Here is a 13,226-nt window from a genome sequence, read left to right on the forward strand (position 1 = left end):
GGGCATCGTCTGGGACGCTACCCCGAATCAGGTATGTGACAGTCTGTTTGCGGTTCAGGCCAATTTTCGGTCTGTCGACTTCACCAGTCGCACCCACAATCACCAGATTGTTTGGGTGTTATATGGTCAAGCCTCACGGGCAATTAGTATTGGTTAGCTCAACGCCTCACAGCGCTTACACACCCAACCTATCAACGTCGTAGTCTTCGACGGCCCTTCAGGGGATTCAAGATCCCAGTGAGATCTCATCTTGAGGCGAGTTTCCCGCTTAGATGCTTTCAGCGGTTATCTCTTCCGAACATAGCTACCCGGCAATGCCACTGGCGTGACAACCGGAACACCAGAGGTTCGTCCACTCCGGTCCTCTCGTACTAGGAGCAGCCCCTCTCAAATCTCAAACGTCCACGGCAGATAGGGACCGAACTGTCTCACGACGTTCTAAACCCAGCTCGCGTACCACTTTAAATGGCGAACAGCCATACCCTTGGGACCGGCTTCAGCCCCAGGATGTGATGAGCCGACATCGAGGTGCCAAACACCGCCGTCGATATGAACTCTTGGGCGGTATCAGCCTGTTATCCCCGGAGTACCTTTTATCCGTTGAGCGATGGCCCTTCCATACAGAACCACCGGATCACTAAGACCTACTTTCGTACCTGCTCGACGTGTCTGTCTCGCAGTCAAGCGCGCTTTTGCCTTTATACTCTGCGACCGATTTCCGACCGGTCTGAGCGCACCTTCGTACTCCTCCGTTACTCTTTAGGAGGAGACCGCCCCAGTCAAACTGCCCACCATACACTGTCCTCGATCCGGATGACGGACCAGAGTTAGAACCTCAAGCATGCCAGGGTGGTATTTCAAGGATGGCTCCACGAGAACTGGCGTCCTCGCTTCAAAGCCTCCCACCTATCCTACACAAGCAGGCTCAAAGTCCAGTGCAAAGCTACAGTAAAGGTTCACGGGGTCTTTCCGTCTAGCCGCGGATACACTGCATCTTCACAGCGATTTCAATTTCACTGAGTCTCGGGTGGAGACAGCGCCGCCATCGTTACGCCATTCGTGCAGGTCGGAACTTACCCGACAAGGAATTTCGCTACCTTAGGACCGTTATAGTTACGGCCGCCGTTTACCGGGGCTTCGATCAAGAGCTTCGCTTGCGCTAACCCCATCAATTAACCTTCCGGCACCGGGCAGGCGTCACACCCTATACGTCCACTTTCGTGTTTGCAGAGTGCTGTGTTTTTAATAAACAGTCGCAGCGGCCTGGTATCTTCGACCGGCATGGGCTTACCGAGTAAATCGTTCACCCTCACCGGCGCACCTTCTCCCGAAGTTACGGTGCCATTTTGCCTAGTTCCTTCACCCGAGTTCTCTCAAGCGCCTTGGTATTCTCTACCCAACCACCTGTGTCGGTTTGGGGTACGGTTCCTAGTTACCTGAAGCTTAGAAGCTTTTCCTGGAAGCATGGCATCAACCACTTCGTGTTCTAGAAGAACACTCGTCATCAGCTCTCGGCCTTGAACACCCGGATTTGCCTAAGTGTTCGGCCTACCACCTTAAACTTGGACAACCAACGCCAAGCTGGCCTAGCCTTCTCCGTCCCTCCATCGCAGTAACTAGAAGTGCGGGAATATTAACCCGCTTCCCATCGACTACGCATTTCTGCCTCGCCTTAGGGGCCGACTCACCCTGCGTCGATTAACGTTGCGCAGGAACCCTTGGTCTTTCGGCGTGCGAGTTTTTCACTCGCATTGTCGTTACTCATGTCAGCATTCGCACTTCTGATACCTCCAGCAAGCTTCTCAACTCACCTTCACAGGCTTACAGAACGCTCCTCTACCGCTCGTCTTACGACGAACCCGTAGCTTCGGTGTCTAGTTTGAGCCCCGTTACATCTTCCGCGCAGGCCGACTCGACTAGTGAGCTATTACGCTTTCTTTAAAGGATGGCTGCTTCTAAGCCAACCTCCTAGCTGTCTAAGCCTTCCCACATCGTTTCCCACTTAACTAGAACTTTGGGACCTTAGCTGACGGTCTGGGTTGTTTCCCTTTTCACGACGGACGTTAGCACCCGCCGTGTGTCTCCCACGCTGACACTTCCAGGTATTCGGAGTTTGCATCGGTTTGGTAAGTCGGGATGACCCCCTAGCCGAAACAGTGCTCTACCCCCTGGAGTGATACGTGAGGCGCTACCTAAATAGCTTTCGAGGAGAACCAGCTATCTCCGAGCTTGATTAGCCTTTCACTCCGATCCACAGGTCATCCGCTAACTTTTCAACGGTAGTCGGTTCGGTCCTCCAGTCAGTGTTACCTAACCTTCAACCTGCCCATGGATAGATCGCCCGGTTTCGGGTCTATACCCAGCGACTAAACGCCCTATTAAGACTCGCTTTCGCTACGCCTCCCCTATACGGTTAAGCTCGCCACTGAATATAAGTCGCTGACCCATTATACAAAAGGTACGCAGTCACCTAACAAAGTAGGCTCCCACTGCTTGTACGCATACGGTTTCAGGTTCTATTTCACTCCCCTCTCCGGGGTTCTTTTCGCCTTTCCCTCACGGTACTGGTTCACTATCGGTCAGTCAGTAGTATTTAGCCTTGGAGGATGGTCCCCCCATATTCAGACAAAGTTTCACGTGCTCCGTCCTACTCGATTTCACTTCCTGGACCCTTTCGCGTACGGGGCTATCACCCACTATGGCCGCACTTTCCAGAGCGTTCCGCTAAAATCCAAGAAGCTTAAGGGCTAGTCCCCGTTCGCTCGCCACTACTAAGGGAATCTCGGTTGATTTCTGTTCCTCAGGGTACTTAGATGTTTCAGTTCCCCTGGTTCGCCTCTTGCACCTATGGATTCAGTACAAGATACCTAGGTTATCCTAGGTGGGTTCCCCCATTCAGAGATCTCCGGATCAAAGTCTGTTTGCCGACTCCCCGAAGCTTATCGCAGGCTACCACGTCTTTCATCGCCTCTGACTGCCAAGGCATCCACCGTATGCGCTTCTTCACTTGACCATATAACCCCAAGCAATCTGCCTGCGATCATAGGGGTGAAGACGACATTCGCCGAAAATTCGCGCTTGAACTCGCAAATTTTGCCTTGAATTATTGAGTGCAGTGAAACACCCAATAAGTCACTTCTATCACATACCCGAATTTTTAAAGAACGATTCTGAAACAAAGTTCAGAATTCAATATCCAACCACGGATATTCAATTCTGAGCTCTTGGTCTGCCTAACTGAGAGTGGTGGAGCCAAGGAGGATCGAACTCCTGACCTCCTGCGTGCAAAGCAGGCGCTCTCCCAGCTGAGCTATGGCCCCAATGTCAACCGGTCATTCGACCCCGCGACAATTGGTGGGTCTGGGCAGATTCGAACTGCCGACCTCACCCTTATCAGGGGTGCGCTCTAACCAACTGAGCTACAGACCCAATCGCCTTCGCAATTGAATCAAGCAATTCGTGTGGGAACTTATGAAGAAGCTGATGTCTTCGATTAAGGAGGTGATCCAGCCGCAGGTTCCCCTACGGCTACCTTGTTACGACTTCACCCCAGTCATGAATCACTCCGTGGTAACCGTCCCCCTTGCGGTTAGACTAGCTACTTCTGGAGCAACCCACTCCCATGGTGTGACGGGCGGTGTGTACAAGGCCCGGGAACGTATTCACCGTGACATTCTGATTCACGATTACTAGCGATTCCGACTTCACGCAGTCGAGTTGCAGACTGCGATCCGGACTACGATCGGTTTTATGGGATTAGCTCCACCTCGCGGCTTGGCAACCCTTTGTACCGACCATTGTAGCACGTGTGTAGCCCTGGCCGTAAGGGCCATGATGACTTGACGTCATCCCCACCTTCCTCCGGTTTGTCACCGGCAGTCTCCTTAGAGTGCCCACCCGAGGTGCTGGTAACTAAGGACAAGGGTTGCGCTCGTTACGGGACTTAACCCAACATCTCACGACACGAGCTGACGACAGCCATGCAGCACCTGTGTCTGAGTTCCCGAAGGCACCAATCCATCTCTGGAAAGTTCTCAGCATGTCAAGGCCAGGTAAGGTTCTTCGCGTTGCTTCGAATTAAACCACATGCTCCACCGCTTGTGCGGGCCCCCGTCAATTCATTTGAGTTTTAACCTTGCGGCCGTACTCCCCAGGCGGTCGACTTATCGCGTTAGCTGCGCCACTAAGATCTCAAGGATCCCAACGGCTAGTCGACATCGTTTACGGCGTGGACTACCAGGGTATCTAATCCTGTTTGCTCCCCACGCTTTCGCACCTCAGTGTCAGTATCAGTCCAGGTGGTCGCCTTCGCCACTGGTGTTCCTTCCTATATCTACGCATTTCACCGCTACACAGGAAATTCCACCACCCTCTACCGTACTCTAGCTCAGTAGTTTTGGAGGCAGTTCCCAGGTTGAGCCCGGGGATTTCACCTCCAACTTGCTGAACCACCTACGCGCGCTTTACGCCCAGTAATTCCGATTAACGCTTGCACCCTTCGTATTACCGCGGCTGCTGGCACGAAGTTAGCCGGTGCTTATTCTGTTGGTAACGTCAAAACAACCAGGTATTAACTAGCTGCCCTTCCTCCCAACTTAAAGTGCTTTACAATCCGAAGACCTTCTTCACACACGCGGCATGGCTGGATCAGGCTTTCGCCCATTGTCCAATATTCCCCACTGCTGCCTCCCGTAGGAGTCTGGACCGTGTCTCAGTTCCAGTGTGACTGATCATCCTCTCAGACCAGTTACGGATCGTCGCCTTGGTGAGCCTTTACCCCACCAACTAGCTAATCCGACCTAGGCTCATCTGATAGCGTGAGGTCCGAAGATCCCCCACTTTCTCCCGTAGGACGTATGCGGTATTAGCGTCCGTTTCCGAACGTTATCCCCCACTACCAGGCAGATTCCTAGGCATTACTCACCCGTCCGCCGCTCGCCGGCATCCCGAAGGACCCGCTGCCGCTCGACTTGCATGTGTTAGGCCTGCCGCCAGCGTTCAATCTGAGCCATGATCAAACTCTTCAGTTCAATACTGCTTGGGTTTTGAGAAAACCCTAAACTTGGCTCAGCAATCGCAAATAAACTCTCGAATTCACGAGTGTTACTTGTGATGCTGATAATCAGTCGACTATCAGTCTTACCTCACAAGCACCCACACGAATTGCTTGATTCAGTTGTTAAAGAGCGTTTCGATCAAGTCTTTCGTCTCAACCGAGGCCGCGCATTCTACGCTAGCCGTTCTTGCTGTCAAGCTGTTTTTCGAAATTTTCGTTTCTACTCAACCGCTTGCGCTTCCGATCCGATTCACTCTTCTCGTCAGCGGGAGGCGCATTCTACAGCGTTACAACTTGCTGTCAACACCTCCGATTCAGCTTCATTCGCCACCGGCGAACCTTTCGAAGCGGAACCTTCCAGCACGCTCTCCAAACACTTAACCCATTGATCTACAAGGAGTTTTGCGTGGCGGCTGCGCCGGAAGTGGGGCGCATTATAGGGACGCAGAATCTGCCGTCAACACTTAATTGAAAACTTTTCGTCATCCCGTTCAAACAGCCTCCGCGCCCTCCCCTATATATAGAGGGCATCTGCCCAAGCTCCATACGGCATGCCAGCGCCTCGCAGGCCGAAATCAGTCCCGCCGGGTAGGCCACTTCCAGCAGACCGTTCCAACGAACACGAGCGGCAGAAACAAGAGGAACAGGTTCTTGGAAAATGCCTGGGCCACCAAGAACACAACCACTGAAACCATCAGCCCCACCAATAGCACCCCGGCATTCGGGCCACGGATCATGCCTGCGCCACCTCCCTCACTCGCAGCGGGTTATATCTGTGCCTGAGCACAGGCCGGAAATAGAAGCGCCGCCCAAAGGCGGCGCATGTCGGGCGGAACCTGGCAGGGCTAGTGCTGTAGCCATGCTTCGGCTTCGGCTGTTTGCTGTGAACCGAATGCCTTGATCGTCAGCCCCGGAATCAGCGCTCCCTCGACCTCGCTCACCTTCCTCACCCATTCCTTGTCGGCCACGACCGCCATTCGATCGAAACGCCTGGCCACCTTGAACAACTGCGGAATCTGGGACACCTCAACCGCCATTGCTCCCAGCGTAGGCATCTTGAATTCACCAACCCGATACAGCATCCGGCCATGAGCGATGCCTTCGGACTGCTGCGCCAATTGTTCTATTCCGGTTCGCATTTCACTGCTATCCAGCTTGCCGGCAAAGTTGACATCGATACGGTTCTCGCCAATTCGCATTACCTGGAACATAGCAACACCTCCAGAAGGGAGAGTGACTTTCACAATACGCCGCCTGCTGAAAACGACAAGGTGATCGCCGACGGCAAGAAAATCGCCCATGCCGGCCGCGAAGAAATCGTGCTTTTCGGCAATACCCCGGACAACCACCGGGGTCCGACTGCTGCTTGCGGGCGGCGCCCCTGGCTCAGGCTTCGCGCAGTTCGAAGCGCCTGAACAGCTGCCCCAGGTAAGCCCACAACTCGTCGGCCTCGTCCGGGGTCGGTGCCGCGCCGAGGCTCATGTCCAGCATCTGCCCCGGCCGTGCAAGCTGCACCGCGAACCGTTCCACGCCGAGACCGGCAAGACGCTCGGCCAGACGCCGCACGCGCAGTGGGTCGAACAGGCGCCAATGCACGGTGGTGCGGCACTCGTAGGCGACTCCGCTGGCCAGCAGCAGATCCAGGCTATCCCAATTGGCCCGCCCGCTGCCGGCCACGCCGGTGATCAGTGGTACGTCCTCCTCGAGTGCCTTGACGTCGAACCCCACCCAGTCGCACAGCGGCAGCACCCGCCGCAGCGCGCCGGGCTTGATGCCGGCGCTGTGCAGGCCGACCTTGAAACCACGGGCACGAACCTCGCGCATGGCCTGCGGCAAGGCTGGCTGCAGGGTGGCCTCGCCGCCACTGAACACCACTGCCTGCAACAGTCCCTGCCGCTGCTTGAGGAAGGCCAGGGCCTGCCCCCAGCTCATGGCAGGCTTCGCCCCACGGCGGATCAGTTCGGGATTGTGACAATAACGGCAGTTCCAGGCGCAGCCCTGGCAGAACAGCACACAGGCCAGGTGATCCGGATAGTCGAGGGTAGTCATCGGCAACAGCCCGCCGATCCGCAGCGAGCGTTTGCTGCCGGCGGGACGGACGGAATTCTGGCAATCGGCGTGCATGACGGTCTCCGCAAACGCGAGGGCCCGCCCGGAATCCCGGGCAGGCCGTCGAGAGGGAATGATCGGACTGTATGACGGATTCAATCCCTCAGTTTCGTCCCCCGGGTTCGTTGAAATGGCGCCGTTCGCGATGCTCCGACTGCTTGCCCGGATTGAAGGCCGCCACCGGACGGTGGTAGCCCATGACGCGGGTCCAGACTTCGCAGCGCTGGCGCTGGTCTTCGGGGAGTTGCACGGTTGCGTTCATGATGTTGCTCCTTGCTGTGGGTGGGTTCGTGGATCAGTTGCACGCGCCGCAGCACTGCTGCTTCTGCAACAGCACCTCGTCGCACTTCGGACAGAATTCGTGTTCGCCGGCCAGGTAGCCATGTACCGGGCAGATGGAGAAGGTCGGCGTCACTGTCAGGTAAGGCAGGTGGAAGCGGCTCAGGGACGTGCGCACCAGTTCCTTGCAGGCCTGGGCCGAAGACACACGCTCGGCCATGTACAGGTGCAACACGGTGCCGCCGGTGTACTTGCACTGCAGGGCGTCCTGCAGCTCCAGGGCCTGGAAAGGGTCGTCGGTGAAGCCCACCGGCAGCTGCGAGGAGTTGGTGTAGTAAGGCGCCTCTGGCGTACCGGCCTGGAGGATGCCGGGGAAACGCTTTCTATCTTCCTTGGCGAAGCGGTAGGTAGTGCCTTCCGCCGGGGTCGCCTCGAGGTTGTACAGATGGCCGCTTTCCTCCTGGAACTCCACCAGCTGTGCCCGCACATGGTCCAGCAGGCTAAGCGCCAGCTGCCGCCCCGCCTCGGTATGCATGCCTTCGCGGTCGGCGGTGAAATTGCGCACCATCTCGTGCAGCCCGTTCACGCCAATGGTGGAGAAATGGTTGCGCAGCGTGCCGAGGTAGCGCCTGGTGTAGGGATAGAGACCGGCGTCCATGTGATGCTGGATCACCTTGCGCTTGACCTCCAGGCTCTCGAAGGCCATGCGCAGCAGCTCGTCCAGCCGCTTGGACAGGCCCTCGACATCATCCCGGTAGAGGAAGCCCAGACGCGCGCAGTTGATGGTCACCACCCCCAGTGATCCGGTCTGCTCGGCCGAGCCGAAAAGGCCATTGCCGCGCTTGAGCAACTCGCGAACGTCCAGCTGCAGGCGACAGCACATGGAGCGCACCTGATTGGGCTGCATGTCCGAGTTGAGGAAGTTCTGGAAATACGGCAGGCCATAACGCGCAGTCATCTCGAACAGGCGCGTGGCGTTGTCGCTGTCCCAGGGGAAGTCGTGGGTGATGTTGTAGGTGGGGATCGGGAAAGTGAACACCCTCCCCCGGGCGTCGCCGGCCATCATCACCTCGATGTAGGCACGGTTGATCAGGTCCATCTCGGCCTGCAGCTCGCCATAGCGGAAAGACATCTCCCGGCCGCCGATCACCGGCACCTGTTCACGCAGGTCTTCTGGACAGACCCAGTCGAAGGTCAGGTTGGTGAAGGGCGTCTGGGTGCCCCAGCGCGACGGCACGTTGAGGTTGTAGATGAACTCCTGCAACGACTGGCGCACCTCGGCGTAACCCAGGCCATCCTTGCGTACATAGGGCGCCAGGTAGGTATCGAACGAGCTGAACGCCTGCGCGCCGGCCCATTCGTTCTGCAGGGTACCGAGGAAATTGACCATCTGCCCCAAGGCGCTGGACAGGTGCTTCGGCGGCCCGGCCTCGACCCGCCCCGGTACGCCGTTCAGGCCCTCGTGCAAGAGGCTGCGCAGCGACCAGCCGGCACAGTAGCCAGCCAGCATGTCGAGGTCGTGGATGTGCAGGTCGGCCTCACGGTGGGCCTTTCCGATCTCCGCACTGTACACCTCGTCCAGCCAGTAATTGGCAGTGACCTTGCCGGAGACGTTGAGAATCAGCCCGCCCAGGGAATAGCCCTGGTTGGCATTGGCCTGCACCCGCCAGTCCTCCCGGTTGAGGTATTCGTTCATCGACGCCGCCACGTCCACCAGGTGCTTGCGGTCACGGCGCAACCGGCCGTGGCGCTCGCGGTAGACGATGTAGGCACGTGCGGTGGCGTAGTATCCGCCTTCCATCAGTACCAGCTCGACCTTGTCCTGCACCTGCTCGACATCCAGACTCTGCAGCCCCGGCAGACGGGCCAGCACGGCTATCGTCAGTGCCTCGGACTGGTCGGCGGCGAGCTCTCCGGTGGCCAGGCCTGCCGCCAGGATGGCGCGCTGGATCTTGGATTCATCGAAAGAGACTTCGCTGCCATCGCGCTTGAACAGGGTCCGTGGCCTGGGCATCGTTTTCCGGGTACTCATTCACACCTCCAGATCGCAACATATGGTGTTTTTTAAATTTGAAAACACAATATGCAGCGAATTATCCCCAGAGCAACGAAACAAAAATTGATTGCAATCAAGTTGGGAAAAAGTCGCTTGCGGGGAGGAAATGCGGGCCGACAGCAAGCGCCGAGCGACGCCTGCTGTCGATCAGCCGCCGCTGGCGTTCATGAAGCGCAACACCTGCACTTCGCCGGAGGCGCTGAATTCATGGCGCAACGGCTTGTGCGCCAGGCCGGCCTGAATCGCCTGAAGCAGCGGCGCGTCCGACTCCGGATAACGGCGCAACAAGGCACGCAGGTCGAGGGAATGCTCGTGGCCGAGACACAGCAGCAAGCGTCCCTCCACGGTCAGGCGCACCCGGTTGCAGGTGGCGCAGAAGTTGTGACTATGGGGCGATATGAAACCGATGCGGCTGTCCGGATAGCCCGCCAGGCGCACATAGCGTGCCGGTCCGCCGCTCTGCTCGGCACTGTCGAGCAGGCTGTAGCGCTGCCCGATCAGTTCGCGTACCTGGTCGCTGGAGCAGAAACTCTCACCGCGCGAACGACCGACGTCACCCAATGGCATTTCCTCGATGAAGCTGATGTCCAGGCCACGCGCCAGCGCATGGTCGACCAGCTCCACTACTTCGTCATCGTTGCGTCCCCGCATCACCACGCAGTTGAGCTTGATGCGCTGGAAACCGGCTTCACGCGCCGCGTCGATGCCGGCCAGTACCTGGGCCAGGTCGCCGGTACGGGTGATGGCCTTGAAGCGTTCGGGACGCAACGTATCGAGGCTGATGTTGAGACGTCTGACTCCCGCGTCGGCCAGCGGCCGGGCCAGTTTTCCCAGCTGCGAACCGTTGGTGGTCATCACCAGCTCGCGCAGCCCAGGCAGCGCAGCGATGCGCTCGCACAGGCCGACGATGCCGGGACGCACCAGCGGTTCACCGCCGGTCAGACGGATCTTCTTCACCCCGTTGGCCACGAACAGGCGCGCCAACCGTTCCAGCTCTTCCAGCGTGAGTACTTGCTGGCGCGGCAGGAACTTCATGTCCTCGGCCATGCAATACACGCAGCGGAAGTCACAACGATCGGTCACGGAGATACGCAGGTAGTCGATGCGGCGGCCGAAGCCATCCCGCAGTTGTGTGTCCATCGTTGGATTACCTTTCCCGGCTTCTCCCCCGCCAGCGGAAGAGAGGAAGCTCTTCCGGGCGATGCTTGCGATCAGCCCCCGAATGAGCTCCGGGGGAAGCGGATGTCACTGCACCAGCGGGGAGTCGGCCGCCTCGATTACGATGCCCTGGATGTCCGCTGCACCGACCAGCCCCTTCAGGTACTGCTTCACCGCCGACTGCCAGACGCGCTGATCGAGCTCGTCGCGGATGCTGCACTCGACGGCTTCGTAAGGCAGCGGCTGGCCCTCGATGCGCTGATCGACGCAGACCAGATGGAAACCGTAGCGGCTCTCCAGCGGCCGCCCCGCCAGCCCCGGCGGCAGGCGGAACAGCTGACGCTCGAACTCCGGCACAGTCTGCCCCTTGCTGAGCTGGCCGAGGGCGCCACCCTGATCGCCAGACGGGCAGTCCGAATGGGCGGCGGCCAGTTCGGCGAAACGCGTCGGGTCGCGGGTCAGTTCGCCGAGCAAAGCCTCGGCACGTTCGCGGGTACGGCTACGTTCTTCGGCATCCTCCGGCGGGCAGGCCAGCAGGATATGCCGTACAGCCAGCAGCGGAGCGCTGGCAAAGCGCTCACGGTTGTTGGCGAAAAACTGCCGGCAGGCCGCCTCATCGGCGCTTGGCAGGGGTACCTCGCGCTCGATCAGCGCGCGGGTCGCGGCCTCCTCCTCGCTCTCCCCCGCCTGCGCCCGCACCCGCAGGCCCAACTCGGCGATGCGCTGCTGCAGCAACTCGCGGATCACCAGTGCCTGGCTGGCCAGGAACACCGCCTCCCGGCGGCTGCCGGCCGGGTGATACTGCAACTCGCGGGCGATGGCTTCGGGCGCGATGCGCACACCATTGACCTTGATCCGCGGCCATTCCTGCTCACTGCTGGCGATCAGCTCACCTGGTGCCTCGTCCTCCTCTTTCAGTGCCTCGTCCGTCTCGGGACGCGACTCGGGCACCACTTCCTGCACCACCGGCGCGCTCGCCAGCGCCTCGGGCAGCGGCTGCAGCCCTCCGCCGCAGCCACCACCATTACCGTTACCGCCGCATCCACATCCCATGATGAGTTCTCCGCTTCGCTTCAACCTGGTGAACCCGGTCCGCCGGAATGCCCGGTGGACCGGAGTCGTTTCAACCTTTCTGCCGGACGATCTGGTAGCGCCGCCCCAAGTACCACACCGGCGCACTGACGATGTGCACCAGGCGGGTAAAGGGGAACAGCACGAACAGGCTCAAGCCGAGGAATACGTGCAGCTTGTACACCAGCCCCACCGGAGCGATGTTCGCCGCCGCGACCTGCGGCTGCAGGGTGACCACCGCCTGCGCCCAGTTGCCCAGCAGCACCATGACCGAACCATCCAGGTGCTGGGCGGAGGCAACTATGGTCAGCAGGCCGAGCACCAACTGCGCCAGCAACACCAACAGGACGAGGATGTCGGACAGGTTGGAACTGGCGCGCACGCGCGGATCGTTGAGACGGCGGTACAGCAGCATCAACAGGCCGATCAGGCAGAGAACGCCGAAGAAGCCCCCGGAGACCATCGCCAGCAGTTGCTTGTTCGCGGTGCTGATGACCGTGTGATACACCGCCTCGGGCGTCAGCAGGCCAACGAAATGGCCAGCGAGGATGAACAGCACGCCGACGTGGAACAGGTTGCTGGCGATGCGCATGTAGCGATGCTCGGCCGGCGTACGGTTGAACACCTGGCTGGAACCGGCTTTCCAGCTGTACTGCGCGAGGTCGAATCGCGCCCAGCTGCCGATGATGCAGATGGCCAGGGCAACGTAGGGATAAATCCCGAACAGCAGCAGATTGACGTTAGACATTGCGAACCTCCCGGGCCGGCGCAGCGGCCTGCCCGTCTTGCTTGAACCCCACCCAGTGCAGCGGCACGGGCACTTCCTCGCGGGCCTTGCCTGGCAGGCCGGGCTGGCTCGGGCAGCGTTCCTGCTGCTCGGCCTGGAGGAAATCGACGGCCTCCTCCTCCCACACCTTGTCCAGAGCCTCCAGGCTGTCATCGCGCTGCTCGCCGGCTACCCGCTCGCGCACCTGCTCCACCGCCGCTGCCGGCTGCTCGCCAGCGATTTGCAACAGTGCACGGAAGCAGGCCGCGTAGGCGCTCCGGCGCTCTTCCAGGCGCGCCGCCAGCAAGGCCAGCAGATGCGCCACGTCAGCCAGGCCCTCGCGGGCTTCCAGGTCCTCGCGGCTGGCGAGGAATTCCAGGTACAGCGGGATGTAGTCCGGCAGCTCGCGCACGCCGATGGCAAAGCCGGCGGCCTCGTACTGGGCCATCAGGTCGACCATGGCCTGGCCACGATCGCGGGACTCGCCATGCACGTGCTCGAACAGCAGCAACGACAGCGCGCGGCCACGGTCGAACAGCTCGGAGTAACGCTCCTGCACATCCATCAGCTCGTCGCCGGCCAGTTCGTCGAGCAGCGCGATCAGCAGACTCCGCTGCTCAGGGCTGATCTCGCGGGCACTGCCGATTGCCTCGTGCAACTCGGTACGGGCGCCTTGCAAGGCCTCGTCGGGATAGTCCAGCAACAGGGAAATCACCTTGAGAATGCGCATA

Annotated in this window: 8 protein-coding genes, 2 tRNA genes, 2 rRNA genes and 1 pseudogene; 1 reads left to right on the forward strand and 12 read right to left on the reverse strand. The window is 59.3% G+C overall.

Annotated features, from left to right (window positions below; all coding sequences use genetic code 11):
* Positions 1 to 122: 122 nt before the first annotated feature.
* From FXN65_RS17195 to FXN65_RS17220, 6 genes are all read right to left on the reverse strand, one after another.
* Positions 123 to 3,013 (reverse strand): 23S ribosomal RNA (locus FXN65_RS17195).
* 231 nt (positions 3,014 to 3,244) lie between these two features.
* Positions 3,245 to 3,320 (reverse strand) — tRNA-Ala (locus FXN65_RS17200).
* Between the two features lie 32 nt (positions 3,321 to 3,352).
* Positions 3,353 to 3,429 (reverse strand) — tRNA-Ile (locus tag FXN65_RS17205).
* 65 nt (positions 3,430 to 3,494) lie between these two features.
* A 16S ribosomal RNA gene (locus FXN65_RS17210) occupies positions 3,495 to 5,030 on the reverse strand.
* The 16S and 23S rRNA genes sit together here with 2 tRNA genes alongside, the layout of an rRNA operon.
* Before the next feature lie 601 nt (positions 5,031 to 5,631).
* Positions 5,632 to 5,793, reverse strand: a complete 162-nt coding sequence (locus FXN65_RS27965; protein WP_178119352.1) for a hypothetical protein — start codon at positions 5,791 to 5,793, stop codon at positions 5,632 to 5,634.
* Between the two features lie 108 nt (positions 5,794 to 5,901).
* Positions 5,902 to 6,255, reverse strand: coding sequence for a SpoIIAA family protein (locus tag FXN65_RS17220; protein ID WP_226284418.1), 354 nt, complete (start codon positions 6,253 to 6,255; stop codon positions 5,902 to 5,904).
* Here FXN65_RS17220 and FXN65_RS28280 point away from each other — a divergent pair.
* Positions 6,145 to 6,471 (forward strand): hypothetical protein, encoded by a 327-nt coding sequence (locus FXN65_RS28280; RefSeq protein ID WP_244620787.1) that lies wholly within the window; start codon positions 6,145 to 6,147, stop codon positions 6,469 to 6,471. The two genes, FXN65_RS17220 and FXN65_RS28280, sit on opposite strands and share 111 nt — an antisense overlap.
* On the opposite strand, the gene FXN65_RS17225 is transcribed toward FXN65_RS28280, so the two are convergent.
* The 6 genes and pseudogenes from FXN65_RS17225 to narJ all read right to left on the reverse strand — a co-directional run bounded on the left by FXN65_RS17225 (position 6,443) and on the right by narJ (position 13,225).
* On the reverse strand, positions 6,443 to 7,180 hold the full coding sequence (locus tag FXN65_RS17225; protein WP_151134651.1) for an anaerobic ribonucleoside-triphosphate reductase activating protein: 738 nt from the start codon (positions 7,178 to 7,180) through the stop codon (positions 6,443 to 6,445). The genes FXN65_RS28280 and FXN65_RS17225 overlap by 29 nt on opposite strands.
* A gap of 88 nt (positions 7,181 to 7,268) precedes the next feature.
* A pseudogene (locus FXN65_RS17235) lies at positions 7,269 to 9,476 on the reverse strand (ribonucleoside triphosphate reductase).
* Positions 9,477 to 9,647: 171 nt separating this feature from the next.
* Positions 9,648 to 10,640, reverse strand: coding sequence for a GTP 3',8-cyclase MoaA (gene moaA, locus FXN65_RS17240; protein WP_151134657.1), 993 nt, complete (start codon positions 10,638 to 10,640; stop codon positions 9,648 to 9,650).
* Positions 10,641 to 10,745: 105 nt separating this feature from the next.
* Positions 10,746 to 11,711, reverse strand: coding sequence for a peptidylprolyl isomerase (locus tag FXN65_RS17245; RefSeq protein WP_151134659.1), 966 nt, complete (start codon positions 11,709 to 11,711; stop codon positions 10,746 to 10,748).
* Positions 11,712 to 11,781: 70 nt separating this feature from the next.
* A complete protein-coding gene (gene narI / locus FXN65_RS17250; protein ID WP_151134661.1) occupies positions 11,782 to 12,477 on the reverse strand; it encodes a respiratory nitrate reductase subunit gamma in 696 nt (231 codons plus the stop codon).
* Positions 12,470 to 13,225 carry a nitrate reductase molybdenum cofactor assembly chaperone gene (narJ, locus tag FXN65_RS17255; protein ID WP_151134663.1) on the reverse strand — a complete coding sequence of 252 codons (756 nt, stop codon included), beginning with the start codon at positions 13,223 to 13,225 and terminating at the stop codon, positions 12,470 to 12,472. The genes narI and narJ overlap by 8 nt, the downstream gene beginning before the upstream one ends.
* Between the last annotated feature and the right edge of the window lies 1 nt (position 13,226).

It is taken from the genome of Pseudomonas lalkuanensis (genome assembly GCF_008807375.1).
GTDB lineage: Bacteria > Pseudomonadota > Gammaproteobacteria > Pseudomonadales > Pseudomonadaceae > Metapseudomonas > Metapseudomonas lalkuanensis.